This is a genomic window from Mesorhizobium sp. NZP2077 (genome assembly GCF_013170805.1).
In the GTDB taxonomy this organism is placed as follows: Bacteria; Pseudomonadota; Alphaproteobacteria; order Rhizobiales; family Rhizobiaceae; genus Mesorhizobium.
Genome location: NZ_CP051293.1, coordinates 1881966 through 1906805, shown reverse-complemented (window position 1 = coordinate 1906805; position 24840 = coordinate 1881966). Strand labels below are relative to the sequence as shown.

Sequence of the window (24840 nt, the reverse complement as noted above, 5' to 3'; positions counted from 1 at the left end):
CCAGATTTTGCCGCCGAGCGTCCAGAAACGCCGCGAAAAACAAAAGGCCGAACTGCGCTCCGAACTGCTCGAAGCCGCGCACAAGCTTGTCCAGGAAGAAGGCTATGAGGGCCTGACCATCCGCAAACTGGCCAAGCGGGTCGGCTATGCGCCGATGTCGGTCTATTCCTATTTCTCCGACAAGCAGGACATCCTGTTCGCGCTGGCCGAAGACGCCTTCGAGACGCTTGCCCGCCGCATCGAGGAGCATCCGTCCGACGATCCGATCGAGGCCCTGCGGGCGGTGATGACCGAATATGCCGCCTTCGGCCTCGGCAATCCCAATGAATACCGCACTGTCTTCATGACCGAAAAGACCACGCCGCCGGAAGGCCGGAGTTTTGAAGAAATGCACGAGGCCAACCCGGCGATGAAGGCGCTGATCACCCGGGTCGAAGCCTGCGTCGTTGCCGGAAAACTGCACGGCGATCCGCGCGCCATCGCCACCATGCTGTGGGCGGTCGGCCACGGCACGATCTCGCTGCTGATCACCTTCCCCTTCTACCCCTTCGGCGACCCGTATGCTTTCGTGAAACGGATGTGCGACCTCCAACTGGCCGCACTCAGCACTCAGAACGTACCGCCATTGACCGAGACTCCGGTCGACTGCTGAACGACATTTCCGTCGTTTCCTCACCTCCCCGCCACCCTTCTCAACCAAACCGAGGGCAAATTTCTTGGTTAACAAGAAATCTATCGTACGCGTACGATTTTGACTTGAACTTCGCGATCGCCGGCCGTATTTGTACGCCACACCGTACATGTACGGGAAAAATTTGACCGTCGAAAACGGAGACTGACAATGAAAAAGACACTCCTCACCCTCGCCGCCGTGTTGGCCCTTTCCGGCTCGGCCTTCGCTGCCGGCACCACCCAGCCGGTCAAGCACGTGCCGGCCGCGACCTGCGTCGACACCAAGACCAATGTGAAGCTCGATTGCACCTCGACCGGCTCGGTCGAGAAGAAGGGCGCTTCGGAAAATACCGCTGAAGGCAAGGGTCCGCGCCTCGGCATCAGCATCAACCCGTGGATCGTGCCGAGCGCGTTCTGATAGCTGCAAGAAAAATGAATTCTGGCCTGCTGAAGCCGGCCAGGTTGATATCAGCTGATCGAGACCGGCAGCCTGGCCGCGGAACTTTCGAAGGCCGCGTCGATCAGCTTCTGCATGTCGGCGGCGCGCCGGAAGGACGGGTCGCCATTCTGTCCGGCGTCCAGCGCGTCGGCAAAACGCTGGGCGTTGCGCTTGACATCCGGCAGGGCCAGCTCTCGCCAGAGCTGAACATCGACATCCTCTCCCAGGCACGCCGACAGCCGTGCCGCCTTGCCATCGGTCTCGACCTTGAGTGCTCCTTTGGTGCCATGCAGCGCCAGCGACAAATCATTGCCATAGCCGGTTGTGTAGCGGCTCGCCATGATCGTCGCCAGAGCGCCGGATGTCAGCCGTGCCGTCATCGCCACACTGTCATTGGCGTCCAGCACATAGTCGCCGATCCGATCGCCCTCGGCCTTCGCAAACGTCACCAGATCGGCGTGCAGGCTGACGATGTCCTGGGCGGCGCCATAGGTGGCGAAGTCCAGGATATGGATGCCGACATCGCCCATAACCCCGGTCGAACCGTGCCGGGTCGACAGGCGCCACAGCCATTTGTCCTCGACGCGCCAGTCGCCCCAGGACTTGCTGACCAGCCAGCTCTGCTTGTAGCTCGCCTCGACATGGCGCAGTTCGCCGATCGCGCCGGCCAACACCAGACGCCGTGCTTCCTGGATCGCCGGTGAGTTGCGATAGGTCAGGTTGACCATGTTGACGAGGCCGGCGGCCTCGGCCGCTTCGGTCATGACAAGCGCGTCGGCCTGGTTCGGCGCCAGTGGCTTTTCGCAAAAGACATGTTTTCCCGCGGCAAGCAGCGCCAGCGTCGTTGCCTTGTGCACGCCGTCCGGCGTCGCGTTGATGGCGGCGTCGAAATCGCCCCAGGCGATCGCCGCCTCAAGGCTCTCGAAAGAAACGCCGATCTTGTTGGCATCGGCAAACGCCGCCGCGCGGCCAGGCAGCTGATCGACACAGGCGACAATGCTGCAGCCAGGAACCTTTGCAAACTCTTCGATATGATGTCCGGCGATCCAGCCGGTACCGAGCAAGAGCAGGCGATGCATCAGATCAGGTCCCTCATCAACTCAAGCCCCATCAACTCAAGCCCGTGTCGCCGTCGGCATGCAGGCGCAAGCCTTTCTGCACGATCTTTTCCTTGGCCCTGTCCGTCGGCACGTTCGGCGCGTTGGTGATGCCGGACCATGCGGGTGCGGGGTTGTGCGCCCAGTGCACGGCGTTGCGCAGCACCTGCCGCACGCCTTCATTGTGATAGATCGGATAGGTCTCGTGGCCGGGTGAAAAATAGAAGATGCGGCCGGCACCACGCTGGTAGGTCAGCCCGGAGCGGAACACCTCGCCGCCCTCGTACCAGGAGACAAACACCGTCTCCAGCGGCTCCGGCACCGCGAACGGCTCGCCATACATTTCCGTCTCGCCGATCTCCAGGCATTCGCCGATGCCTTGCGCGATCGGATGGCTGCGGTTGATCGCCCAGACGCGCTCGCGCTCGCCCGCCTCGCGCCACTTCAGCGAACAGGGCGTGCCCATCAGCCGCTTGAATATCTTCGAGTAATGGCCGGAATGCAGCACGATCAGCCCCATGCCTTCCCAGACCCGTTTCTGCACGCGCTCGACGATCTCGTCCTTGACCTCGCCATGCGCCGCATGCCCCCACCACAGCAAGACATCGGTGGCTGCCAGGCGCTTCTCGCTCAGGCCGTGCTCGGGCTCCTGCAAGGTGGCGGTGGTCGCCTCGATGCCTTTGTCTTGGTTGAGCGCCGCGGCAATCGTGCCATGCATGGTCAAGGGATAAAGCTCACGCACGGCGGCATTGGTCTGCTCATGGACGTTCTCGCCCCAGACAACAGCTTTAACATGCATTTTTCCTCTCCAAAGCGCTTTGAATATCGCATCCGCCGACGTCTTGGGAAGATGCCTTTCGACCAAAATTGCGGAAAATCAGGGCTTGCGGCGTTTCCGCCCTGGGACGTTCTTGGCCTTGCCCGGCTTGGCGGGCGCGCCGGGGATCGCCGAACTGGTGATGGAGACCGGGTCGCTGGCCGGAAAGGTGTCCTCGAGGCCTTCCTCGAGTTCCTGTTCGGCGCTTGGCGCTTCGTGTTGCTCATGCTCAAGCGAGCGGACGGCCGACGTCTTTTTCACCGGCGACTTCGGCGCGGATTTTGATGGCATCGGCATTTCTCCCTCGACCTTTTGCCGCACAACGGACGCGGGCGGCAAACGTTCCGGGGTCAGCCAGCCGCGTCGCGGGCTCCCTCGGAGAGGAAAGTAAAAACATAGTCCGAGAAGGAACGCCAGCACTCGACCCGGAAGGCGTCCTCGTCGGTGCGCAACAGCACGATCTCGGCCTTGCCGAGAATGGTGCGCGAGGCAGCGCCCACCGGGAAGGCGTCGAGCGACAGGTCCTGCGGGCACCCCGAATTCACCGCGGCTTCGGCTGCTGGACCGGCGACTGATATCGCAATGTTGCGGTGAGAGATGCCGACCGCCGAATGCAACGCGGCAACCCCTGCGCAATCGGCCTGCGGGTCCTTGCCGGCTTCGTCGATGACCAGCCACTCGTCAGGGCCGAGCCACAGCGCCGTACGCCCTGCCTTCGACGCCGAAGTCTTCGGCTTCTTCGGCAAGGTCAGGCCAAGCGCCTTCGACAGGGCAGCGACCGAAGCCTCTGGCGCGCGCAACGAGATGCGCTCCGCCGGCGGCAACACCTCGACCTTGACACCCGTCGCGGACGCGGTGCGTCCGGCCAGTGCCGGGCGGCGCTCGACCGAAGGCGTTGCGGTGGTTGTTGCTTTTTTCGCAGCAGGCTTAGCCATTGAGGCGCCCTCCCGTCTCGTCGAAGAACACCATGCCGGTAACCTCCACCTCGATCACCCCGTTCGGCATCGGCACATAGAGCGTGTCGCCCATCCGGTCGCGGCCGCCGGCAACCAGCGCCAGCGCGATGGAGCGGCCGCAATTCTGCGACCAATAGCTCGAGGTGACATGGCCGATCATCTTCATCGGGATCGGCTGCTTGGGATCCTCGACGATCTGCGCGCCCTCTTCCAGCACCACCTTCGGGTCCTTGGTCTTGAGACCAACCAGCTGCTTGCGGCCCTTGGCGACCAGGTCCGGTCGCGTCAAACCGCGGATGCCGACGAAGTCGGTCTTCTTCTTGCCGACCGCCCAGTCGAGGCCGGCATCGCTCGGCGTCACCGTACCGTCCGTGTCCTGGCCGACGATGATATAGCCCTTCTCGGCCCGCAGCACGTGCATGGCCTCGGTGCCGTAGGCTGCGGCGCCATGCTTCTGGCCCTGCGCCCACAGCGCTTCCCAGACGGCCTGGCCGTAGTCGGCCGGCACATTGACCTCGAAGCCGCGCTCACCGGTGAACGACATGCGGAACAGCCTGGTCGGCACGCCGCAGATCTTGCCTTCGCGCACCGACATATGCGGCAGCCCCTCGTCGGACATATCGATGCCTTCGACCAGCGGGGCGATGATGTCGCGCGACTTCGGCCCTTGCACGGCGATGACCGCCCACTGCTCGGTGATCGAGGTCAGCCAGACATTCAGATGCGGGAACTCGGTCTGGAGATAGTCCTCCATGTGGTTCATGACGCGCGGCGCGCCGCCCGTCGTCGTCGTCACATGGAAACGATCCGGCGCCAGCCTGCCGACGACGCCGTCATCATAGATGAAGCCGTCCTCGCGCAGCATGATGCCATAGCGGCAGCGGCCGGGTTCCAGCTTCTCCCACGGATTGGTGTAGAGCAGTTCCATGAACTTGGCGGCGTCCGGCCCGACGACTTCGATCTTGCCGAGCGTCGAAGCATCGAACAGGCCGGCATTGGTGCGCACAGCGACGCATTCGCGGTCGACCGCCGCATGCATGTCTTCGCCGGCCTTGGGGAAATACCAGGCGCGCTTCCACTGGCCAACATCTTCGAAGACAGCGCCTTGTGCCTCGGCCCAGGGATGGATCGCGGTCTTGCGTGTCGGATCGAACAGCGGCCCGCGCGAATGGCTGACAATCGCGCCAAAGGTGACCGGCGTGTAGGGCGCGCGGAAGGTGGTGAGCCCGACTTCCGGGATCGGCTTGCCCAACGTCTCGGCGGCAATCGCCAGGCCGTGCATATTCGAGGTCTTGCCCTGGTCGGTCGCCATGCCGTTGGTGGTGAAGCGCTTGACGTGCTCGATCGAGCGCATGCCTTCGTGCACCGCCTGGCGGATATCCTTGGCGGTGACGTCGTTCTGGAAATCGACGAACGCCTTCACCGTCGTGTCCGGCCCGGCGCCGGGTGCCGCACCCAGCATGCCGCGTGACCAGCTTTCCGAGGCGTCGACCTTCGGCTTCGTGGCCTTGCCCGCCTTAACGCTGGAATCCTTGGCGCCGGCATCTTTCGCTGCCTTCGCGCCCGCCGCATAGGCTTCGTCCACTGTCGCCGACAGCCCGTCGGTGCCGTTGCAGGCGCCTACCGAGACGCAGTCCTGTGCATAGGTGCCCGGCACGAAACGCTTGGTCTCGTCGTTGAAGGCGACCTTGCCGCGCGACTGCGAGAACAGGTGTACCGACGGCGTCCAGCCGGCCGACATCAGGATCGCATCGACGGGAATGGTGCGTTCGCCGCCGCCATTCTTCGGCTGCACGGTCATCGAGGATACCCGTAACTTGCCGCCGGCGCGGATCACCGCGCGGCCGAAATTGATCTCGATACCGAGCGCCCGCGCCTCGTCGATCACCGGGCCTGTCGGGTTGTCGCGCAGATCGACGATCGCCGTGACATTGACGCCGGCCTTCTTCAGGTCGATCGCCGCCGCGTAAGCGGAATCATTGGCGGTGTAGACGCCGACATTCCTGCCGACCGCCACGCCATACTGGTTGAGGAAGGTGCGCGCCGCGCCCGCCAGCATGATGCCCGGCCGGTCATTGTTGGCGAACACCATGTGGCGCTCAATGGCGCCCGAGGCCAGCACGACACGCTTGGCCCGCACCTGCCACAACCGCTCGCGCGGCAAATCACGGCCGGGGGCCTTCAGATGATCGCTGACGCGCTCGACCAGGCCGACGAAATTCTGCGCGTAATAGCCGAAGGCCGTCGTGCGCGAGAGCACGCGGACATTATCCATCGCCCTCAGCCTGGCGATCGCCGCTTGCGCCCAGGCAAAACCGTCCTGGCCGTCGATCTTCGCCCCGGTCTCGAAACGCAGGCTGCCGCCGAATTCGGCTTGCTCGTCGGCGAGGATGACGCGCACGCCGGTCTCGGCCGCGGCCAACGCCGCCGCGAGGCCTGCCGCACCGCCGCCCAGCACCAGCACGTCGCAATGCGCGTAGCGCGAGGAATAATGGTCGGGATCGGGCTTGTCGGGAGAAACGCCAAGGCCGGCGGCTTCGCGGATCTTGGGCTCGTAAAGGCTCTTCCAGGCTGCCTTCGGCCACATGAAGGTCTTGTAATAGAAGCCGGCCGAAAACATCGGCGATGCCAGGTCATTGACCGCGCCGACGTCGAAGGACAGCGACGGCCAGCGGTTCTGCGAATTGGCGACGAGCCCGTCATAGAGCTCTTGCACGGTGGCGCGCACATTCGGCGTCTTGCGCGCATCGTCGCGCACGACCTGCACCAGCGCATTCGGCTCTTCCGCCCCGGCCGACAGGAAGCCGCGCGGCCGGTGGTACTTGAACGAGCGGCCGACCAGATGCACGCCATTGGCAAGCAGTGCGGAGGCCAGCGTGTCACCCTCGATGCCGGTATAGGACTGGCCATCGAAGCTGAAGCGCGCGGTCTTGGCCTGGCTGAGGCGACCGGCTCTCGGGATGCGGAACGCGCCGCTCATTTGGCAACTCCCGGCAGCTTGGCGGGTTTGGGTTCGCCGGCCTTGTAGGTCATGACGAACTTGTCGGTGACGGTGTCGCGCACCGCGTTGAAGAAGCGCGCGCAGCCATGGATGTGGCGCCAGCGCTCATAGATGATGCCCTTGGGATTGGAGCGGATGAAGAAGAACTTTTCGAAGTCGTCGTCGCTCTCGCCGGCAATGTTGGCCGAGCGCGCAATATGCGCCTCGCCGGCGTTGCGGAATTCGAGCTCTGGGCGCTCTTCCTCGCAATAGGGGCAGCGGATGAGAAGCATTCTGTTCGTTCCTACAATTCGCCGTGGCCGATGGCCGGTTGGTTGCAAAGCCTCTCGACGGCCATCAGTGCGCCACCGCCGCCGCCGCCGCCTCGTCGATGAGGCGGCCGGTGCGGAAGCGTTCGATGGTGAAGGGCGCGTTGATCGGATGCGGATCGTCCTTGGCGATGGTGTGCGCAAAGACATGGCCAGAACCCGGCGTCGCCTTGAAGCCGCCCGTGCCCCAGCCGCAATTGACATAGAGGCCGGGCACCGGCGTCTTGGCCAGGATCGGCGAACGGTCCGGCGTCACGTCGACGATGCCACCCCACGAACGCAGCATCTTCAAGCGCGTGAAGATCGGGAACATCTCGCAGATAGCGTCCAGCGTATGCTGAAGAATGTGCAGGCCGCCGGTCTGTGAATAGGAGACATACTGGTCGGTGCCGGCGCCGATCACCAGTTCGCCCTTGTCGGACTGCGAGATATAGGCGTGCACGGTGTTTGACATCACCACGCAAGGCACCACCGGCTTGATCGGCTCCGACACCAGCGCCTGCAGCGGATAGCTTTCCAGCGGCATGCGCACGCCAGCCATGTTCATGATGACCGAGGAGTGGCCGGCGGCGACAACGCCGACTTTCTTGGCGCCGATGAAGCCACGCGTCGTGTCGACACCCATGACCGCGCCATTGGCGGCCCGTTTGACACCGGTGACTTCGCAATTCTGGATGATGTGGACGCCGCGCGCCGAAGCGCCGCGCGCATAGCCCCAGGCCACCGCATCGTGGCGCGCCGTGCCGCCGCGCCGCTGCAAGGCAGCACCGACGACCGGATAGCGCGCATCCCTGGAAATGTTGAGCGGCGGGCAGAATTCCTTGGCCTGCTCCGGTGTCAGCCATTCATTGTCGATACCGTTCAGCCGGTTGGCATGGACATGGCGCTTCAGCACCTGGATGTCGTGCACATTGTGCGCCAGCATCATGACGCCGCGCGCCGAATACATGACGTTGTAGTTGAGCTCCTGGGAGAGCCCATCCCACAGCTTCAGCGCATGGTCGTAAATGCCTGCGCTCTCATCGTAGAGATAGTTGGAGCGGATGATGGTGGTGTTGCGGCCGGTGTTGCCGCCGCCGAGCCAGCCCTTTTCCAGCACCGCGACATTTGTGATGCCGTGCACCGTGGCAAGATAATAGGCGGTGGCCAGGCCATGGCCGCCGGCGCCGACGATGATGACGTCGTATTCCTTCTTCGGCTCTGGTGAGGACCATTGTTCCTCCCAGCCCTTGTGGCCGCGCATGGCCTCGCGGGCGATGGCGAATACCGAATATTTTTTCAACGTTCCAGCCTCGCAAATGGCGGCAGGGCGTTCACTCAGCCCCGGCGCGCGAGGTGTATCACTAGCGAAACAGCGCTTCCACCCTTGCGCTGTTTGCGACGGCGCTTGCCGTTTTGCGCCGCGGTGAAAAAGACGCGTCCAGACTGGCTCTCATAGCTTACTTCAATCACATTGCCTGTCGCGAGACTCTGGAGGACGATTTGGGTAACGCTTGGTGGAATCTGACGCTACGCTTCCTGCTGGAACTTGCCGCCTTGCTCGGCCTCGGCATGGCGGGCTGGAACCTCTCCGTAGGATGGTGGCGCTGGATCCTCGCATTGGCCCTGCCGCTCATTGCGGCCGTGCTGTGGGGGACTTTCGCGGTGCTCGACGACCCAAGCCGGTCGGGCCGCGCACCGGTGCCTGTGCCGGGCACGGTGCGGCTGGCGCTCGAATTGGTCATCCTGTTCGGCGGTGCTGCCGGATTCTATGCCGCCGGTTACACGACCACAGGCATCATCATGGCTCTGCTCATCACCATCAGCTACGCATTTTCACTCGACCGGCTCGGTTGGCTGCTGAAGCAATAGTTCGGAACGACTCGACCTGTGCAGGTATCGGGTGGCTCCGACCTGCCCCATTTGCGACCAAGCATCCCGATTGCCGGCGAGACCGGCACGAAAAACAGGGATGCAGAAAGATGCTCGCACTCGCCAACAAGATCGCCATCGTCACCGGCGCCAGTTCCGGCATTGGCCGCGCCACCGCAAAACTCTTCGCCGAGGAAGGCGCCAGGATTGTCGTCTCCGCCCGGCGCCAGGCCGAACTCGACACGCTGGTCGCCGAGATATCAGACGCGGAAGGCACGGCCGTCGCCCTTGCCGGCGACGTCAGGGACGAAGCCTATGCAAAAGCCCTTGTCGATCTGGCGGTCGAAAGCTTCGGCGGCCTCGACATCGCCTTCAACAATGCCGGTGCCGTCGGCCTTATGGGTCCGATACCGGAGATGTTGCCGAAGACATGGCACGAGACGATGGACACCAACCTGACCAGCGCCTTTCTATGCGCCAAGCACCAGATACCGGCGATGCTGGAGCGGGGCGGCGGCTCGCTGATCTTCACGTCGAGCTTTGTCGGCTACGCCGCCGGCATGCCGGGCATGGCCGCCTACGCCGCCGCCAAGGCCGGCCTCATCGGCCTGGCACAGGTTCTGGCCGCCGAGTACGGGCCGAAGGGGCTACGCGTCAACGCATTGCTGCCGGGCGGCACCGACACGCCGGGCGCGACGACGACGACGCCCGAAGCCCGCGCTTTCGTGGAAGGCATCCATGCCTTGAAGCGCATGGCGCAGCCGGAGGAGATTGCCCGCTCGGCGCTTTATCTCGCCTCCGACGCCTCAAGCTTCACCACGGGAACCGCGCTGTTTGCCGATGGCGGCGTCTCGATCAACCGGACGTGAAGGTTTTTTGGGGCGAACAGGCCGGTTCGCCGCTTTGACGCAGGCAGCCGGTCTTGCTTTTTACGCTCGATTTGGCGATTCCGTTTTGTCGTCGAAACGGGTCCCGAAACCATGATGCTGATCCGAACCTATGTGGCCGCGAGCGCAATCGAGGGCGTCGGCATGTTCGCCGCCGAGGCGATCCGGAAAGGCGCCTCGATCTGGCGCCTCGACCCGGATTTCGACCGGCTGATCCCGATGGATAAATACGAGGCGGCGCCGCAGCCTCTGAAGGAATTGCTCGACCGCTATGCCTATCCGAGCCCGGATCGGCCGGGTTTCATGGTCTATGAGGTCGACAATGGCCGCTTCATGAACCATTCGGCGACGCCGAACACCGATTTTTCGCAATACGGCGGGGCGACCGCGACCCGCGACATTGCCGCCGGCGAGGAGATCACCTGCGACTACGGCGAATTCTTCGAGGATTTCGAACGGCTGCATCTGGCCACGGCATAGCTGGCGCCCTATCTCGGGCCTACCGTGGCAATTTGGCTGTCGTCCTTCATTTCGTCTGTGGACAGCGCAGCCTGATTCTGCTATCAGCCGCCACAATTCGTGGTGTCGACCGCCGCGGAGGCTAGTGGCTATGGCCGCTTGCCTGATGATATCAAACCCGAAAGACAGGATTGCCCGTGCAGGTACTCGTCCGCGACAATAACGTTGATCAGGCGCTTCGCGCGCTCAAGAAGAAGATGCAGCGCGAAGGCATTTTCCGCGAAATGAAGATGCGCGGTCACTACGAGAAGCCTTCCGAGAAGCGCGCCCGTGAGAAGGCTGAAGCTGTTCGCCGCGCCCGCAAGCTAGCCCGCAAGCGCGCTCAGCGCGAAGGCCTGCTGCCGATGACGCCGCGCCCGGTTGCTGCTGGCGCCGCCGGCGGTGCAGGTGGTGCGCCGCGTCCGCCGCGGTTCTAACGCCTATTTTTCGTCCTTTTCGAAGGATACTAGAGGTGGCGCGATGCGGAATCGCCGCCACCTTTTTGTTTTTGACGTGACCCGGCCCGGAGGGGGGATCCGGACCTGAATGACGGCGCAAGTGAGGACAGGGCAGACATGAACGCAACGAGCGTGGAGCGCGGGACCGCATTGCGTGGTTTCGCCCTGACAGCAGCCCTGCTTTCCGGACTGGTGCTGGCCGGCTGCCAGACATCGGGCCCGACCGGCGAGTTCAACAACATCGACAAGGCGCAAGGATCGAGCGAGAACATCTCCTCGCTGTCGGCGGTGATCCAGCGCAATCCCCAGGATCCCGAAGGCTACAATGTACGCGGCTCGGCCTATGGCCGCGGCGGCCAGTACCAGGCGGCGCTCAAGGACTTCAACCAGGCGATCCAGCTCAATCCGAATTTCTACCAGGCCTATTCGAACCGGGCGCTCATCCAGCGCTTCCTCGGCAACCAGGAAGCCGCTCTCGCGGACTACAACCGCTCGATCCAGATCAACGGCAATTATGACGCCGCCTATATCGGCCGCGGCAATCTCTACCGCAAGGCCGGCCGCACCCAGGATGCCTTCAGCGATTTCCAGAAGGCGATCCAACTCGACACGACGGACGCCCGCGCCTACCACAATCGCGGCCTGATCTATCAGAGCCAGGGCCAGCACAAATTCGCCATCGAGGATTTCTCGACCGCCATCTCGCTGGCGCCGGATGCAGCCGAACCCTACAACGGCCGTGGCCTGTCGTATCTGGCGACCGGCGACGAGGACAATGCCTTCTCGGACTTCAACATGGCCATCAAGCTCGACGGCCAGAACGCCGAGGCCTGGGCCAACCAGGCGTTGATCTACGAGCGGCGCGGCGACAAGGCGAAGGCGGCGAAATCCTATCGCGAAGCCGTTCGCCTCAACCCCAGCTACCAGCCGGCCAAGGATGGCCTCGCCCGGGTCAGCTGATTTAGCTTTGGCATATCTGGGCTTCGGCATATCCGGCTGAGCATTACGGGTCGTCGGCGTGTCCAAAAGGACACGCAGCGCTGGATATCGCCGCCAATCCGGCAATTGCGCGTTAACCTCTGCAGCAAGCCGTTAATCCTTGCCTTGTTCACGCCAAGTTTTCGACGGAACGGTCTGGCCACTCAAGCCGTTATTTCCAAGCGATCTGCGAAAGGACCTCCCATGATCAAGAAACTCGTCTGCGCCGCCGCCCTTGCATCGACCGTATTCGCTGCCGCCCCGGCCAGCGCCGGCAAGCTGCAGCTCGGCACGCTCGACTGCACCATCGATGGCGGCACCGCCTACATCGTCGCTTCCAACAAGGGCGTATCCTGCGTCTTCCGTCCCTATCACCATGGACCGTCGGAGATTTACACCGGCGTCATCTCCAAGATCGGTGTCGATCTCGGCCAGACGCATCAGGGCCAGCTCGTCTGGGCGGTTTTTGCCGCAACCCGCGACCGCGATGCGGGTGACCTTGCCGGCAGCTATTACGGCGTCAACGCCGAGGCGAGCGTCGTCACAGGTGGCGGCGCCAATCTGCTGGTCGGTGGCTTCGACAGCGCCTTCATGCTGGAGCCGCTCAGCGTCCAGGCTCAGACTGGCGTCAATCTCGCCGTGGCCGTGACTTCGCTTGAGCTGATCCACTCGCTCAAGTGATTGCATGGAGCCATGCGCTCCACGACCCCTACCTTGCGGCGCGGAACCGAATAGGATGGTTCCGCGCCGTTTTATTTTCTGAGCGATTCCAGGAAAAGTGTGAGGCGGTTTTCCGTCCGGAATTGCGCTAAAACAAAGAAAGAGCGGTTGCGAACCGCTCGATGGGACCGCCATGCCGAAGACAGCCATCGCCGCTGCCGTGATTGCAATCGTGCTTGGCGCGCCACAGGCGCAGGCTCAGGACCGCGGCATCGAGCTTGGCACGCTTGAATGTGCCATATCGGGCGGCACCGGCTTCATCTTCGGCTCGAGCAAGGATCTGAGCTGCACCTTTACGCCAACCGACAAAAGCTTCGCCCCGGAAGCCTATTTCGGCGCCGTCAACAAATACGGCCTCGACATCGGCACGACCAAGCAGGCGGTGATGCGATGGCTGGTGCTGACGCCGCTGAAGAACATCTACGCGCCCGGTGCGCTGGCTGGCGACTATATCGGCGCCAGCGCCGAGGTGACGGCAGCCGTCGGTGCCGGCGCCAATCTGTTGGTGGGCGGCTCGTCGCGGGCCTTCACCTTGCAGCCCCTCAGCCTGCAGACCCAGACCGGCATCAACCTCGCTATCGGCGTCAGCCAGTTCCAGTTGCGCAGCACCGAGAACTGACCGCTTGAAAAAACCGCTTGAACTCAACCGCGGTTGAGGTTCTACAAGCCTGCCCCACTGAAGCAGCGCCTCGATCCTGCTGCGCATGGTCCTGCCGGAAACCCTTGCTGGCTTCTGGTGCCATGCGCCGGCATCGAGATATGCAGGACTGGGGTGGACATGACTGAAATCAGCACAAACAGGGTCGACTGGCGCGCTTTGTGGGCGAGCGGCGATCTGGCGCGCTTCTGCTTCATCAGCCTCGGCATCCTGCTGCACGCCACCAACGAGACCATGGTCGCGACCGTCATGCCGGCCATGGTCGGCGAACTGGCCGGCGTGCAGCTCGTCGGCTGGTCGCTGGCGATCTACGAACTCGGCGCCATCGTCGCCGGTGCCGCGGCCGGACGGCTGGTGACCTATGTCGCCTTGCGGACCAATATGGTGGTCGCGGCCTTGCTCTATGCGGCCGGGGCGCTGATCTGCGCCACCTCGCCTTCCATGCAATTGTTCCTGGCCGGCCGCCTGATCGAGGGGTTGGGCGGCGGCGCGCTGGTGTCGCTGGCTTTCGTCTCGGTCGAGCGGCTGTTTTCGCGCGCCATCTGGCCGCAGCTTTTCGGCATCATGTCGGCGATCTGGGGCGTCGCGGCGTTCAGCGGCCCATTGCTGGGCGCAATCATGACCGAGCTTCTGTCGTGGCGCTGGGCCTTCGGCGTCTTCACCCTCGGCGGCACCGCCATGGCGCTGGCCAGCTTCCTCGTGCTCAACACTCCGGAGGCGACGCGACCCGTGCTGAGCGCCGGCAAGGTGCCGCCCTTCCCGTTCGCCGCCCTTGCCTGTCTTGCCGTCGCCGTTGTGCTGATCGCCTCGGCCGGCGTCGACATTGCCGTGCTGCGCTCCTCGCTGCTGATCGTGCTGGGCCTCGCCGGCCTGGCGCTGTTCTTCACCATCGACGCGCTGAAGCCGCGCTCGCGGCTTTTCCCGTCGCGGCTGTTCTCGTGGCGCACACCGGTCGGCGCCGGCATGACCATGGTCGCCGCCTTTTCCGTCGCGACCTGCTCCTTCGGCGTCTATGGACCGCTGCTTTTGACCAGCCTGCACGACATTCCGCTCTTGACCACCGGCTACATCATCGCCGCCGAATCGATCGCCTGGTCGATCCTGTCGATCCTCGTCGCCAACGCACCGCCGCAGCGTGAGCGGCTGATCATTGTCGCCGGCGCGCTGATGATCGCGGCGGGCATCGCCGGCTTTGCCTACACGATACCGCTGGGCTCGATCCCGCTGATCCTGGTCTGCGCCCTGTTGCAGGGCGGCGGCTTCGGCATTGCCTGGCCGTTCCTGACGCGTGTCATCGTCGCCTCCGCCCCGGACGACGAACAGACCATCGCCTCGGCCGCGGTGCCGACCATGCAGCGCATCGGCTATGCCGTGGGTGCCGCCCTTGCCGGCATCGTCGCCAATGCCAGCGGTTTTTCGCAAGGGCTGAACCACGACGCCGCGGCCAATGTCGCGAGCTGGCTGTTCCTCGCCTTTGTGCCGCTTGGGATTCTCGGCTGCATCGCGGCGTTGCGGGCATCCGCGACGACTCGGCCATTGGAAGCCATCGGCTGACGCAAGCTCAATCGAGATTGTTTCAGTCGACCCGCAGCCGATAACCGACACCGGTCTCGGTGGTGATGTGGTGCGGCTGGTCGGGGGTCTTCTCGATCTTCTGCCTGAGCTGCCGGACATAGACCCTGAGATATTGCACGTCGGTCGTGTCACCCCAGATCTGTTTCAGGATGAAATGGTGGGTCAGCACTTTTCCGGCGTGCTGCACCAGGATGCGCAAGATGTCGTATTCCTTCGGCGAGAGTTTTATCTCCTTGCCCTCGACCTTGACGATGCGCTTGACCAGATCGACGCTGAGGTCGCCGCTCTGGAACACAGGCTTTTCGCCCTGCTGCTGGAACTTGTGCCGCAGCGCCACGCGGATCCTCGCCACCAGTTCGTTCATGCCGAACGGCTTGGTGACATAATCGTCGGCGCCGAGCTCGAGCGCATTGACGATGCCGGCCTCGTCGGTGCGGCTGGAGAGAATGACGACGGGAATGTCGAGGCCGTCGTCGCGCCATTTGCGCAGAAGCTCATGGCCGCTCATGCCGGGCAGGCCGAGATCGAGCAGCACCAGATCGGGCTTTTCCTCGTCCATCAGCTCGATCGCTGCCTTGGCGTTCGGCGCTTCGCTGACCGCGTAGCCCTGGCTGCCGAGGCCGACCCGAAGCAGTTTGCGGATCGGCGGCTCGTCATCGACGACCAATATCCTGACATTCGCGTTCGTCATGCCAAATCATCCACATCATTGTCGTCTGCATTGGCGGCGCTGAGATCGGGCGGGTTCGTCGGCTTCGACATTTTGATGGTGAAGACCGCGCCCGAACGGTCGGTTCGGTTTGCCGCCGTGATCGTGCCCCCCATTGCCTCGATGAAGCCGCGGCAGATGGACAGGCCGAGCCCGGTGCCGGCGCGAATCTGGTCACGCTTGCGTACCCGGTAGAACGTGTCGAAAATCCGCTCCAGATCACCGGGGGGAATACCCAGCCCCTCATCCATGATCTGCAGGATGACGGAGCCATTGTCGCTCCAACCCTGCACCCGGATCGTCGAGCCTGACGGAGCGTATTTCGCCGCATTGTCGAGGAGGTTGAACAGCGCCTGCTCGAACAGGACGGGATCGACTTTCAACATCGGCAAATCCGAGAGGATATCCACCTCGGTCTTGTGCTCGCCGATGATTTTCCTCGCCCTCTGCAGGGCGGAGCCGACGATGTCGCCGACATAGTGGAAGGCGAAGTTCGGCTCCATTGCGCCGGACTCGATCTTGGTCATGTCGAGCAGATTGGCGATGAAGCGGTTCAGCCGCTCGGATTCGTCCAGCACGGTCGTCAGCAGCTCCGCCCGGTCCTCTTCGGGAAGTGCCGGCGCGAATTCCCGCAGCGTGCCGGCCGCGCCCATGATAGCAGCGAGCGGCGTTTTCAGGTCGTGCGAAATGGAGGTCAGCAGCGCCGAGCGCAGCCGATCGGCCTCGGCCAGGAGCTTGGCGCGGTCGACGTCGGCGACCAGCTGGATACGCTCGATGGCGACCGCTGCCTGGTCGGCCAGCGCGTCGAGCAGGCGCTGCTGTTCCGGCGTCAAGAGCGGGCCCTGCTTGTCATTGTCGAGGCCGACGACGCCGATTGCCGTGCGCCCTGTCCGCAACGGAAGATAGAGGCGCTTGGCACCAGGCAGCGTGTCGGCGCCGCGCCCGGCGGCGCGGTTGTGCTCCCAGGCCCAGCGGGCGGCAGCGATGTCGGCTTCGGCCAGCGTGTCGTCGGGCGGATAGCCGGCCTTGACGGTGATGGTGCCGTCTTCGGGCAGAAGCAGCACCACCCGCAGCTTCAGCATCGAGGCGATCTGGAAGGCGGTGGCCCACAGCACGTCGTCGAGCGTGCCGGCACCGGCGAGTTTCTTTGAAAAGAGGTAGATGTCCTCCGTGGCCCGCGCCCGTGAACGGGCGGCGACCGCCTGGCGCTGCACGCGCACCGTCAGATTGCTGGCAATGACGGCGACGACCAGGAACACGCCGAGCGCGACAATGCTCTCCGGATCCCGGATCGTCAGCGTGTAGCGCGGCTCCAGGAAGAAATAGTTGAAGGCAAGTGCGCTGGCGAGACAGGCGTACAGAGCAGGCCAGAGACCGCCGGTTACCGCCGACGCCAGCACCCCGATGAGGAAGATGATCGCGAGGTTGCGAACATCGAGAAACTGGTCAAGCAGGGCGGCAAAGGCGAGCGAGCCGGCGACATAGGCCGTGGCCAGCAGATAGGGCCGGATCTGGAATGGCGTCTGCTCATCGGCGGTCCTGACGTTCCTTGATGTCGCCTCGGTGTTGCGTTCGGTTCCCGAAATGACATGGACGCTGATGTCGCCGGCATTGCGGATGAGATCATAGGTCAGCGAGCCTTCGATCAATTCGCGCCAGCGCGACCGGGTCGGCCGGCCGACCACGATGTGGGTAAAATTGTTCGCTGTCGCATAGCGCACGATGTCTTGCGCCACGTTCTGACCCGGAATGGTCGTCACCTCGGCACCGAGCTGTTGGGCGAGGCGCAAATTGTTTGCGAGCCGGTCCTTGTCGTCCTCGGGCATGCTGGCCGAGCGAGGACTGTCGACATGGAGCGCCGTCCACGGGGCACGCAGCCGATCGGCCAGCCGGCGCGCATAGCGGATGCGGGCCGCACCGCCCGGGCGCGCGTCGAGGCAGACGAGGACCCGTTCCCCGGCGGCCCAGGGGCCTTGGATGGCATGGGATTGCATGTGGTTAAGTAACTGCTCGTCGACGCGCTGCGCGGTGCGGCGCAGCGCCAGTTCCCTCAGCGCCGTCAGATTGCCGGGCGAAAAATAGTTCTCGATGGCGCGCTGGGCGGTGTTGGGGAAGTAGACCTTGCCTTCCTCGAGCCGCTTGATCAGGTCGTCGGGGGTAAGATCGATGATCTCGACATCGTCGGCCTGGTCGATGATGGAATCTGGAACCGTCTCGCGGACCCTGACCTTGGTGATCTGGGCGACGACATCGTTCAGGCTTTCGACATGCTGGACGTTGAGCGTCGTGTAGACGTCGATGCCTTGCGTCAGGATTTCCTGGACGTCGAGATAGCGCTTGGGGTGGCGGCTGCCGGGCGCGTTGGTGTGAGCGAGTTCATCGACGAGAACCAGCGCCGGACGCCGGGCGATGATAGCGTCGATGTCCATCTCGTCGAGCATGCGCCCCTTGTAGTCGACCTTGCGGCGGGGAATGATTTCATAACCCTCGACCAGGGCCTGGGTTTCCTTGCGGCCGTGTGTCTCGACGACGCCGATCACCACATCGATGCCGTCGGCCAGTTTGGCACGGCCCGACATCAGCATTTCGTAGGTCTTGCCGACACCGGGTGCCGCGCCAAGGAATATCCGCAGACGGCCGCGTCCCTCCCGCTCGGCATGCTCGAGCAGCGCGTCGGGGGAAGGTCTGTTTTCGTTGCTTCTGTCGTCCGGCATCAGGATCGATCATGGAGAGGTCCGGGGATGCTGTCGATCCCCGGCCCTCGCCATCAACTACTTAGCGGCGTCCAGCGCCAGGTTGAGCGCCAGAACATTAACCACCGGCTCTCCCATGAAGCCGAGTTCCCTGCTCTCGACCTGACCGTCGACAAGCGCCTTGATCTTGGCTTCGTCGATGCCCCTGGCCTTGGCGACACGGGGAACCTGGAAGTAGGCGGCTTCAGGGCTGATATGGGGATCGAGGCCGCTGCCCGACGACGTCACCATATCCATCGGCACCGGCTGGCTCGGATTCTCCGCCTTCAGCTTGTCGGCGTCGCCCTTGATGCGGTCGATCAGCTTGGGGTTGGTCGGGCCGAGATTGGTGCCGCCGGATGCGGTGGCGTCGTAGCCGTTGCTGCCGGCCGCCGAAATACGGCCATGGAAATACTTGTCGCCGGCAAAACCCTGGCCTATCAGTTCGGAGCCGATGACCTTGCCGTCCTTCTCGATCAGGCTGCCATTGGCCTGGCGCGGGAACAGCGCCTGGGCAATGCCGGTCATGCCGATCGGATAGATCAGGCCGGTCAGGACCGTGAAGAAGACGATCATGATGATCGCGGGTCTTATCTGGGTGAGCATGGAACTTGTTCCTTAAGCGAGGCCGAGGGCGGTGACGATCATATCGATCGCCTTGATGCCGACGAAGGGGACGATGATGCCGCCGAGACCGTAGACCAAAAGGTTGCGGCTGAGCAGCGCGCCGGCGCCAATCGCACGATACTTGACGCCTTTCAGCGACAGCGGGATCAGCGCGATGATGATCAGCGCGTTGAAGATGATGGCCGACAGGATGGCGCTCTGCGGCGTCCCCAGATGCATGATGTTGAGCGCCTGCAGCGGGCCGGTGGTCTGCCCCGGCGCGACGTAGAAGACGGCGAACATGGCCGGGATGATGGCGAAATACTTGGCCACGTCGTTGGCGATCGAGAAGGTCGTCAGCGAACCGCGCGTCATCAGCAGAGCCTTGCCGATCTCGACGATCTCGATGAGCTTGGTCGGATCGCTGTCGAGATCGATCATGTTGCCGGCTTCGCGCGCGGCGACCGTGCCGGTGTTCATGGCGACGCCGACATCGGCCTGGGCAAGGGCCGGCGCATCGTTGGTGCCGTCACCGCACATGGCGACCAGCTTGCCCTTGGCCTGTTCGTCGCGGATCAGCTTCAGCTTGTCCTCGGGCGTCGCCTGGGCAAGGAAGTCGTCGACGCCGGCTTCCGCTGCGATCGCGGCCGCCGTCAACGGATTGTCGCCGGTGATCATCACCGTGCGAATGCCCATGCGGCGCAGTTCCGTGAAGCGCTCGCTGATGCCGCCCTTGACGATGTCCTTGAGATGGACGACGCCGAGCAGGCGCCCGTCGCGCTCGACCGCCAGCGGCGTGCCGCCGGACTTGGCAATCTCGTCGGCGACCGTCTGGAGATCCCTGACGGAATCGCTGCTGGGACGCGTGCCGTGGGCGGCGACCGTCGACTGATTGACATGGGCAAGCACGGAATCGACCGCGCCCTTGCGCACCGACGAGCCGTCGACGTCGACCCCGCTCATGCGGGTCTGTGCGGTGAAGGGAACGAAGGTTGCGTGTAGCGTTGCCATGTCACGGGCGCGGATGCCGTATTTCTCCTTGGCCAGGACGACGATCGAGCGGCCTTCCGGCGTTTCGTCGGCGAGCGAGGCGAGTTGCGCCGCGTCGGCCAGTTCCTGTTCGGTGACGCCCTTGACCGGACGGAATTCCGTCGCCTGGCGGTTGCCGAGCGTGATCGTGCCGGTCTTGTCGAGCAGCAGCGTGTCGACGTCGCCGGCGGCCTCGACGGCACGGCCCGACATGGCGAGCACGTTGAAGCGCACCAGCCGGTCCATGCCGGCGATGCCGATCGCCGACAGCAGCGCGCCGATGGTGGTCGGGATCAGGGTGACGAACAGGGCGACGAGCACGGTCACCGAGATATAGCCGCCCGAATAGGAGGCAAAGCTCGGGATGGTTGCGGTGGCCAGCACGAAGATCAGCGTCATGCCGACCAAAAGGATGTTGAGCGCGATCTCGTTCGGCGTCTTCTGGCGCTCGGCACCTTCGACCAGCGAGATCATGCGGTCGAGGAAGGTGTGGCCGGAGGCGGCGGTGATGCGCAGGCGGATCCAGTCGGACAGCACCTGCGTACCGCCGGTGACGGCCGAACGGTCGCCGCCGGATTCGCGGATGACGGGGGCCGACTCACCGGTGATTGCCGCTTCGTTGACCGAGGCGACGCCTTCGATCACTTCGCCGTCCGACGGGATGATGTCGCCGGCTTCGACGAGGACGATGTCACCGACCTTCAGGCTGGTGCCGGGCACCAGCTTGAACTTGGTCCGGTCCTCGCCGGCCAGAAGCTTGGCCTGGGTCTCGGTGCGCGCCTTGCGCAGCGAGTCGGCCTGCGCCTTGCCGCGGCCCTCGGCGACCGCCTCGGCGAAATTGGCGAACAGCACGGTGAACCACAGCCAGATGATGATCTGCAGCGTGAATTTGAAATCGCCGCCGCCGGTGATCAGGTCCCTGACGAACAACACGGTGGTCAGCGCCGAGACGACGGCGACGACGAACATCACCGGGTTCTTGATCAGGGTGCGCGGGTTCAGTTTCTTGAAGGCTCCACCAATGGCGGGCCACAGGATGCGGGCATCCATGATGCTCGCGGATTTGGACTGGCTCATTTGTTGGCTCCAGTATCTGAAATGTTTGCAGGCACCGATCGATCGGATGCCGAAGGAAGATGCGGCGGCCCATAGACCAGCAGCCAGATCACGATCATGACTGCCGCAATGCCGAGGAATGTGGACACGGTCGGGAAAGGAGGGGGGATTGTCTCCCCCTCCTTGTCGGTCCGACGCTTGACGTGGCGTCGCATGATGTTGAACCAGGACATGCCGGCCTCAGAAGGTCTGCCCGTGGATCATGGCCAGATGTTCGACGATCGGACCGATCGCCAGCGCCGGGAAGAAGGTAAGGCCGACGACGATCAGGATGACGCCGACCAGCAGGCCGACGAACAGCGGGCCGTCGGTCGGGAAGGTGCCGGCGGAGGCGGGCACCGTCTTCTTCGTCGCCAGCGAGCCGGCGATGGCAAGCGCCGGGATGATGACGAAGAAGCGACCCATCCACATGGTGATGCCGAGCGTGATGTTGTACCAGGGCGTGTTGCCGGAGAGGCCGCCAAAGGCCGAGCCGTTGTTCGCCGCCGCCGAAGTGTAGGCATAGAGAACTTCGGAGAAGCCGTGCGGACCGCCATTGGCCATCGAGGCCACGGCGCTTGGCAGCACGACCGCGATGGCTGTGAAGGTCAGCATCGCCAGCGGCAGGCAGAGGATGGCGAGCATTGCCATCTTGACCTCCTTGGCCTCGATCTTCTTGCCGAGATATTCGGGCGTGCGGCCAACCATCAGGCCGGCAACGAAGACGGCGACGACGATGAACATCAGGATGCCGTAGAAACCGGCGCCGACGCCGCCGACGATGACTTCGCCGAGCTGCATGTTGATCATCGGGATGAAGCCGCCGAGCGCGGTGAACGAGTCATGCATGGCGTTGACCGCGCCGCAGGAGGCGGCCGTGGTGATGACGGCAAACAGTGCCGACAGGGCGATGCCGAAGCGGGTCTCCTTGCCTTCCATGTTGCCGCCGTCGATGCCCAGCGCGTGCACCAGCGGATTGCCGGATGCTTCCGCCCAGTAACAGATGGCGACGCCGGCGATGAACAGGACACCCATCGTGGCCAGGATCGCCCAGCCCTGGCGCTGGTTGCCGACCATGCGGCCGAAGACGTTGGTCAGCGCCGCACCGAGCGCGAAGATCGTGACCATCTGGATGAAGTTCGAGATCGCGTCGGGGTTTTCGAATGGATGCGAGGCATTGGCGTTGAAGAAACCGCCGCCATTGGTGCCAAGCATCTTGATGGCGACCTGCGAGGCAACCGGGCCGAGAGCGATCGTCTGCTTGGCGCCTTCGAGCGTGGTGGCGTCGACATAGGGCCCGAGCGTCTGCGGCATGCCGAGCCAGACATAGACAAGGGTGAGCACAATGCTGAGCGGCAGCAGGATGTAGAGCGTGCAGCGGGTCATATCGACCCAGAAATTGCCGATCGACTTGACCGAATGCCGGGCGAAGCCGCGGATCAGCGCCACCGCGATGGCGATGCCGACCGCCGCCGACATGAAGTTCTGGACCGTCAGGCCGGCCATCTGCACGAGGTAGGACATCGTGCTTTCGCCGCCGTAATTCTGCCAGTTGGTGTTGGTCACGAAGCTGACGGCGGTGTTGAAGGCGAGGGTCTGCTCAACGGCTGGCATCCCGGCCGGATTGTAGGGCAGCACGCCTTGCACACGCTGCAGGACATAAAGCACCAGGAAGCTGGCCAGGCTGAAAAATATGATGCCTGCCGCATAGGCGGTCCAGTGCTGCTCTTCGCGCTCGCTGGTTCCCGAAATGCGATAAAGGACCCGCTCGACGGGGCCGAGGATCGGCGAGAGAAATGTGCGATCGCCGTTAAAAACGCGGTACATGTAGCCGCCGAGCGGCTTCACCAGCAGAACGAGGACCACGCAGTAGGCGAGGATCTGTATCCATCCGTTGAGTGTCATGGCTGTAGCTTTCCGTGCCTTGCTGTTGCCGTCAGAAGCGTTCTGGGCGAACGAGGGCGTATGTCAGATAGGCGAGCAGGAACAAGGTCACACCGCCGCCGAGGATATAGTCGAGAAGCATGTTGCGATCCTCCGGTTTAAAGAATGTCGCAGACTTTGATGTAGGCGACGGAAAGGGCGAAGAACAAAATCTCCAGCCCGACAACGACGATATCCATCGTGCATCTTCCTTATCTTCGTTTTATTTGCGCTTCGCACTGTAGGCCTGCAATCGGCAGGCTGAAACCATATGGAAACGCTCCGTCACGAGGGATAATCGCGACCGAGCTCTTTGTTCCCTGCGAAATATGGACCCGATCGCCATAAAGGATCGAGACGGCGCGGGGCGGAAAGAAATAGGAATTTTATAAAGATTTTCGGGATGCGGATCGCCGTGACTGGACCTATCGGCTGGCCGATCCAGCCATGGCGGATCGGCGGGATGGGCGCGACGCGTGGCGGGCACCCAACATGCTGGTGGTATGAGCGCGCAAGCCTACCTATGCGCTCGAGAAGGAGCGCTTTTCCTTACCAATCAGTAAGTCGCCGATCTAGGCAATCCCAGCTAACCATCACAGTCGGCAGTGAACGGCACTTTGCTGCCCGGTGGGCCTCCACCCGCCGAAGCGAATGGCGGCCCGCTGCCCGCGCCCATCCGGCGGCAGCAGGCCGCCGACACGCACAAGATTCCCCGCAGGCCACCTCTTACGAATCCGTAAGTCGCGCACCTTGGCCCAGTCTCATAAGGTGTCTCGGAGTAGCGAACATCAATGCCGCCCTTTCGCTACTCTTGGGGTGCAAGCCCAACAGCCCGCTGCCCCCCCAGTCCCAGCAGCGGGCTGGTCCCTCCTGGTCCTTCGAGAGGTGAAGCTACACGGCAGAACCATTGTCGGTGAAGGGCGGGGCGCTGGGCACCGCGGACGATCAGGCGGCATAGCCGCCATAGCCGCGCGCGACATGACCGGCTCGATCTCGGGCCAGAGAATGCCGGGGTGGCTTTCGCGAATTCGACGAGCGCATGGCGCGCCTCATCCCTGGTGATATGCAACCTTCCAGCCCAAGGCCACAGGCCTCCACGGCATGGCGATGGAGAGGACCACAGGGTGGAAAGAAATAGGAATTTTATAAAGATTTTCGGGATGCGGATCAGTCGGAACAAATCCTCCAATGCGAGATTGTCGACGCGAGGGACCAACTGAAGGAGATGACAATGGCAAAACAGAAAATGCTCGACGACCTGTTTCACGACACGCTGAAGGACATCTATTTCGCCGAAAAGAAGATACTGGCGACGCTGCCGAAAATGGCCAAGGCCGCGCAAAGTGGCGAGTTGAAGGCTGCCTTCGAAAAGCACCGCACCGAAACCGAAGGCCATGTCGCGAGGCTGGAGAAGGTCTTCGGCGTCATCGGCAAGAAGCCGGTCGGCAAGACCTGTGCGGCCATCATGGGCATCACCGAGGAAGGCGCCGAGATCATGGAGGAGTACAAGGGCTCTCCCGCGCTCGATGCCGGCCTGCTGGCCGCCGCGCAAGCGGTCGAACACTACGAGATCTCGCGCTATGGCACGCTGCGGACATGGGCCGGCGAACTCGGCCTGAACGAAGCCGTGACGCTTCTCGAAGCGACGCTGAAGGAAGAGAAGGTGACCGACGAGACGCTGACCAAGATCGCGGAGTCGGCTGTCAACGTCGCCGCCGAAGCAGCGTAAATCCGCAAGATCGGGGGCCGCGTTGACCGGCCAAAGGTGTGTTGAGATTCAGGTCAGGCCGAGCCGAAAATGGTGGGTTTCGAGAACCGGAGCGGAGCGTAC

Annotated in this window: 25 protein-coding genes; 11 read left to right on the top strand and 14 right to left on the bottom strand. The window is 63.5% G+C overall.

Features of this window, described 5'->3' with window-relative positions; all coding sequences use genetic code 11:
• Positions 1-7: 7 nt before the first annotated feature.
• Both HGP13_RS09420 and HGP13_RS09415 read left to right on the top strand, forming a co-directional pair.
• Positions 8-652, top strand: coding sequence for a TetR/AcrR family transcriptional regulator (locus HGP13_RS09420; protein WP_172224359.1), 645 nt, complete (start codon positions 8-10; stop codon positions 650-652).
• A 189-nt stretch (positions 653-841) separates the two neighbouring features.
• Positions 842-1090, top strand: a complete 249-nt coding sequence (locus HGP13_RS09415) for a DUF680 domain-containing protein (RefSeq protein WP_172224356.1) — start codon at positions 842-844, stop codon at positions 1088-1090.
• Between the two features lie 50 nt (positions 1091-1140).
• Here HGP13_RS09415 and HGP13_RS09410 read toward each other — a convergent pair whose 3' ends face one another.
• The 7 genes from HGP13_RS09410 to HGP13_RS09380 all read right to left on the bottom strand — a co-directional run bounded on the left by HGP13_RS09410 (position 1141) and on the right by HGP13_RS09380 (position 8572).
• Entirely contained in the window at positions 1141-2190 is a 1050-nt protein-coding gene (locus HGP13_RS09410; protein ID WP_172224353.1) for a Gfo/Idh/MocA family oxidoreductase, read from the bottom strand.
• 31 nt (positions 2191-2221) lie between these two features.
• Complete coding sequence (locus HGP13_RS09405; protein WP_172224350.1) at positions 2222-3007, bottom strand: ThuA domain-containing protein; 786 nt, start codon at positions 3005-3007, stop codon at positions 2222-2224.
• Positions 3008-3085: 78 nt separating this feature from the next.
• On the bottom strand, positions 3086-3316 hold the full coding sequence (locus HGP13_RS09400) for a hypothetical protein (protein WP_172224346.1): 231 nt from the start codon (positions 3314-3316) through the stop codon (positions 3086-3088).
• A gap of 59 nt (positions 3317-3375) precedes the next feature.
• Positions 3376-3960 (bottom strand): sarcosine oxidase subunit gamma, encoded by a 585-nt coding sequence (locus HGP13_RS09395; protein ID WP_172224343.1) that lies wholly within the window; start codon positions 3958-3960, stop codon positions 3376-3378.
• Positions 3953-6961, bottom strand: coding sequence for a sarcosine oxidase subunit alpha (locus HGP13_RS09390; RefSeq protein WP_172224339.1), 3009 nt, complete (start codon positions 6959-6961; stop codon positions 3953-3955). Before HGP13_RS09390 ends, HGP13_RS09395 begins: the two co-directional genes overlap by 8 nt.
• Positions 6958-7254: a sarcosine oxidase subunit delta gene (locus tag HGP13_RS09385; RefSeq protein WP_172224336.1), complete on the bottom strand. Its 297-nt coding sequence runs from the start codon at positions 7252-7254 to the stop codon at positions 6958-6960. Before HGP13_RS09385 ends, HGP13_RS09390 begins: the two co-directional genes overlap by 4 nt.
• 64 nt (positions 7255-7318) lie before the next feature.
• Positions 7319-8572: a sarcosine oxidase subunit beta gene (locus HGP13_RS09380; protein WP_172224332.1), complete on the bottom strand. Its 1254-nt coding sequence runs from the start codon at positions 8570-8572 to the stop codon at positions 7319-7321.
• 200 nt (positions 8573-8772) lie between these two features.
• Between HGP13_RS09380 and HGP13_RS09375 the strand changes: the two genes are divergently transcribed.
• The 8 genes from HGP13_RS09375 to HGP13_RS09340 all read left to right on the top strand — a co-directional run bounded on the left by HGP13_RS09375 (position 8773) and on the right by HGP13_RS09340 (position 14894).
• Positions 8773-9141: a DUF2568 domain-containing protein gene (locus HGP13_RS09375; RefSeq protein ID WP_172224329.1), complete on the top strand. Its 369-nt coding sequence runs from the start codon at positions 8773-8775 to the stop codon at positions 9139-9141.
• Positions 9142-9251: 110 nt separating this feature from the next.
• On the top strand, positions 9252-10010 hold the full coding sequence (locus tag HGP13_RS09370) for an SDR family oxidoreductase (protein ID WP_172224326.1): 759 nt from the start codon (positions 9252-9254) through the stop codon (positions 10008-10010).
• A 111-nt stretch (positions 10011-10121) separates the two neighbouring features.
• Positions 10122-10508 (top strand): SET domain-containing protein-lysine N-methyltransferase, encoded by a 387-nt coding sequence (locus HGP13_RS09365; RefSeq protein ID WP_172224322.1) that lies wholly within the window; start codon positions 10122-10124, stop codon positions 10506-10508.
• Positions 10509-10684: 176 nt separating this feature from the next.
• The gene (gene rpsU, locus HGP13_RS09360; RefSeq protein WP_023810129.1) at positions 10685-10963 is read left to right on the top strand and encodes a 30S ribosomal protein S21; all 279 of its coding nucleotides are present in this window, start codon (positions 10685-10687) and stop codon (positions 10961-10963) included.
• 138 nt (positions 10964-11101) lie between these two features.
• A complete protein-coding gene (locus HGP13_RS09355) occupies positions 11102-11944 on the top strand; it encodes a tetratricopeptide repeat protein (RefSeq protein WP_172224318.1) in 843 nt (280 codons plus the stop codon).
• Between the two features lie 222 nt (positions 11945-12166).
• Positions 12167-12643, top strand: coding sequence for a DUF992 domain-containing protein (locus HGP13_RS09350; protein WP_172224314.1), 477 nt, complete (start codon positions 12167-12169; stop codon positions 12641-12643).
• A 172-nt stretch (positions 12644-12815) separates the two neighbouring features.
• The gene (locus HGP13_RS09345) at positions 12816-13301 is read left to right on the top strand and encodes a DUF992 domain-containing protein (RefSeq protein ID WP_172224310.1); all 486 of its coding nucleotides are present in this window, start codon (positions 12816-12818) and stop codon (positions 13299-13301) included.
• Between the two features lie 159 nt (positions 13302-13460).
• Positions 13461-14894: an MFS transporter gene (locus HGP13_RS09340; RefSeq protein ID WP_172224306.1), complete on the top strand. Its 1434-nt coding sequence runs from the start codon at positions 13461-13463 to the stop codon at positions 14892-14894.
• Positions 14895-14916: 22 nt separating this feature from the next.
• Here the strand turns inward: HGP13_RS09340 and HGP13_RS09335 are convergent, their stop codons facing one another.
• The 7 genes from HGP13_RS09335 to kdpF are packed head-to-tail and all read right to left on the bottom strand — an operon-like array spanning position 14917 to position 23112.
• A complete protein-coding gene (locus HGP13_RS09335) occupies positions 14917-15606 on the bottom strand; it encodes a response regulator transcription factor (protein WP_172224303.1) in 690 nt (229 codons plus the stop codon).
• Positions 15603-18338 carry a sensor histidine kinase KdpD gene (locus HGP13_RS09330; RefSeq protein ID WP_172224299.1) on the bottom strand — a complete coding sequence of 912 codons (2736 nt, stop codon included), beginning with the start codon at positions 18336-18338 and terminating at the stop codon, positions 15603-15605. Before HGP13_RS09330 ends, HGP13_RS09335 begins: the two co-directional genes overlap by 4 nt.
• 57 nt (positions 18339-18395) lie before the next feature.
• The gene (gene kdpC / locus HGP13_RS09325) at positions 18396-18962 is read right to left on the bottom strand and encodes a potassium-transporting ATPase subunit KdpC (RefSeq protein WP_172224296.1); all 567 of its coding nucleotides are present in this window, start codon (positions 18960-18962) and stop codon (positions 18396-18398) included.
• Between the two features lie 12 nt (positions 18963-18974).
• A complete protein-coding gene (gene kdpB / locus HGP13_RS09320; RefSeq protein ID WP_172224292.1) occupies positions 18975-21068 on the bottom strand; it encodes a potassium-transporting ATPase subunit KdpB in 2094 nt (697 codons plus the stop codon).
• A complete protein-coding gene (locus tag HGP13_RS09315) occupies positions 21065-21280 on the bottom strand; it encodes a hypothetical protein (protein WP_172224288.1) in 216 nt (71 codons plus the stop codon). Before HGP13_RS09315 ends, kdpB begins: the two co-directional genes overlap by 4 nt.
• Before the next feature lie 7 nt (positions 21281-21287).
• On the bottom strand, positions 21288-22991 hold the full coding sequence (gene kdpA, locus HGP13_RS09310; RefSeq protein WP_172224285.1) for a potassium-transporting ATPase subunit KdpA: 1704 nt from the start codon (positions 22989-22991) through the stop codon (positions 21288-21290).
• 31 nt (positions 22992-23022) lie between these two features.
• Positions 23023-23112 (bottom strand): K(+)-transporting ATPase subunit F, encoded by a 90-nt coding sequence (gene kdpF, locus HGP13_RS09305; protein ID WP_032918612.1) that lies wholly within the window; start codon positions 23110-23112, stop codon positions 23023-23025.
• Positions 23113-24240: 1128 nt separating this feature from the next.
• On the opposite strand from kdpF, the gene HGP13_RS09300 reads away from it, so the two are divergent.
• Complete coding sequence (locus tag HGP13_RS09300; RefSeq protein WP_172224281.1) at positions 24241-24738, top strand: ferritin-like domain-containing protein; 498 nt, start codon at positions 24241-24243, stop codon at positions 24736-24738.
• Positions 24739-24840 lie beyond the last annotated feature (102 nt).

Bases quoted from the DNA above. Each gene is read 5' to 3' on its own strand.
- HGP13_RS09415 (WP_172224356.1), top strand. From the start codon at position 842: ATGAAAAAGACACTCCTCACCCTCGCCGCCGTGTTGGCCCTTTCCGGC.
- HGP13_RS09340 (WP_172224306.1), top strand. From the start codon at position 13,461: ATGACTGAAATCAGCACAAACAGGGTCGACTGGCGCGCTTTGTGGGCG.
- HGP13_RS09405 (WP_172224350.1), bottom strand. From the start codon at position 3,007: ATGCATGTTAAAGCTGTTGTCTGGGGCGAGAACGTCCATGAGCAGACC.
- HGP13_RS09350 (WP_172224314.1), top strand. From the start codon at position 12,167: ATGATCAAGAAACTCGTCTGCGCCGCCGCCCTTGCATCGACCGTATTC.
- HGP13_RS09390 (WP_172224339.1), bottom strand. From the start codon at position 6,961: ATGAGCGGCGCGTTCCGCATCCCGAGAGCCGGTCGCCTCAGCCAGGCC.
- HGP13_RS09345 (WP_172224310.1), top strand. From the start codon at position 12,816: ATGCCGAAGACAGCCATCGCCGCTGCCGTGATTGCAATCGTGCTTGGC.
- kdpA (WP_172224285.1), bottom strand. From the start codon at position 22,991: ATGACACTCAACGGATGGATACAGATCCTCGCCTACTGCGTGGTCCTC.
- HGP13_RS09355 (WP_172224318.1), top strand. From the start codon at position 11,102: ATGAACGCAACGAGCGTGGAGCGCGGGACCGCATTGCGTGGTTTCGCC.
- kdpB (WP_172224292.1), bottom strand. From the start codon at position 21,068: ATGAGCCAGTCCAAATCCGCGAGCATCATGGATGCCCGCATCCTGTGG.
- HGP13_RS09400 (WP_172224346.1), bottom strand. From the start codon at position 3,316: ATGCCATCAAAATCCGCGCCGAAGTCGCCGGTGAAAAAGACGTCGGCC.
- HGP13_RS09330 (WP_172224299.1), bottom strand. From the start codon at position 18,338: ATGCCGGACGACAGAAGCAACGAAAACAGACCTTCCCCCGACGCGCTG.
- HGP13_RS09410 (WP_172224353.1), bottom strand. From the start codon at position 2,190: ATGCATCGCCTGCTCTTGCTCGGTACCGGCTGGATCGCCGGACATCAT.
- HGP13_RS09395 (WP_172224343.1), bottom strand. From the start codon at position 3,960: ATGGCTAAGCCTGCTGCGAAAAAAGCAACAACCACCGCAACGCCTTCG.
- kdpF (WP_032918612.1), bottom strand. From the start codon at position 23,112: ATGCTTCTCGACTATATCCTCGGCGGCGGTGTGACCTTGTTCCTGCTC.
- HGP13_RS09300 (WP_172224281.1), top strand. From the start codon at position 24,241: ATGGCAAAACAGAAAATGCTCGACGACCTGTTTCACGACACGCTGAAG.
- HGP13_RS09370 (WP_172224326.1), top strand. From the start codon at position 9,252: ATGCTCGCACTCGCCAACAAGATCGCCATCGTCACCGGCGCCAGTTCC.
- HGP13_RS09335 (WP_172224303.1), bottom strand. From the start codon at position 15,606: ATGACGAACGCGAATGTCAGGATATTGGTCGTCGATGACGAGCCGCCG.
- HGP13_RS09365 (WP_172224322.1), top strand. From the start codon at position 10,122: ATGATGCTGATCCGAACCTATGTGGCCGCGAGCGCAATCGAGGGCGTC.
- HGP13_RS09385 (WP_172224336.1), bottom strand. From the start codon at position 7,254: ATGCTTCTCATCCGCTGCCCCTATTGCGAGGAAGAGCGCCCAGAGCTC.
- kdpC (WP_172224296.1), bottom strand. From the start codon at position 18,962: ATGCTCACCCAGATAAGACCCGCGATCATCATGATCGTCTTCTTCACG.
- HGP13_RS09315 (WP_172224288.1), bottom strand. From the start codon at position 21,280: ATGTCCTGGTTCAACATCATGCGACGCCACGTCAAGCGTCGGACCGAC.